Origin of the sequence: Bacillus sp. IT-79MI2, from assembly GCF_949768135.1 — a bacterium.
Lineage (GTDB): Bacteria > Bacillota > Bacilli > Bacillales > Bacillaceae_G > Bacillus_A > Bacillus_A pseudomycoides.
The window spans coordinates 1-733 of sequence record NZ_CATKPV010000135.1; the positions used below are offsets into that span (position 1 = coordinate 1).

Genomic DNA, 733 nt, shown 5'->3' on the forward strand with positions numbered 1-733 from the left:
TTTTATAGATTTTTTGCACCAGAACCATTTGAACGAGCTGTTGCGTCTGCACCAAGTTGTACGCCGAATTCTTGTGCGATTTCATATTTCATTTGATCAAGTGCACTTTCAGCACCTTGAACTAATAACTCATTACGATTTCCACTTTTATTGTTTGCCATATTGTATCACCTACTATGTTTTTAATATTTTACGAAACATAGAAAAATATAAATTCCTTTTTATGGTATTTTATTTCACCTGAATTTGAGTATAAGACTTATTTTTCTACTTAAAATATGGATGAGAGGGCCAAGGAGAGGAGCTGTTCTAACATCTTTTCATAACAAGGTTTGTTTGAAATGATCATATTATTCCTTCTTCTCCTCTTCTTTTCTCTTGCTTGAATTCATATATTGGGACGCAGAGTGGTATCATTCAGAATTACCAGCCAACACATATGAAGATTTTTACATTTGGACCGGTTGGGGTGGACAAATTGTACATCCTGGAATGTATCGTTTGAAAGTGGAAACAAAACATGCTGATGGAAAAACGGGTGTTTTTAATACTCATCCAATTGAATTAAAGAAAAGCGATTGGATGGAAGAATAGAGCACAGACAATACAGAGTACAAGAATGTGAGTGCAATAATCAAAAGCTTTGCGAGATCTTTCGCAAAGCTTTTATAATGATACATATTATAATAGTATTTTTTGTATTTCTTCTGTGCTTAGACTGGTAAATTTTGCG

The 733-nt window shown here is 33.6% G+C and carries 1 protein-coding gene and 1 pseudogene; one reads left to right on the top strand and one right to left on the bottom strand.

Annotated features, from left to right (window positions below):
- Positions 1-20: 20 nt before the first annotated feature.
- Positions 21-161, bottom strand: a pseudogene (locus ACM6HU_RS27380) (small, acid-soluble spore protein, alpha/beta type); the annotation flags it as partial.
- 217 nt (positions 162-378) lie between these two features.
- Between ACM6HU_RS27380 and ACM6HU_RS27385 the strand changes: the two are divergent.
- Positions 379-594, top strand: a complete 216-nt coding sequence (locus ACM6HU_RS27385; RefSeq protein ID WP_097837107.1) for a hypothetical protein — start codon at positions 379-381, stop codon at positions 592-594.
- Positions 595-733: the final 139 nt, after the last annotated feature.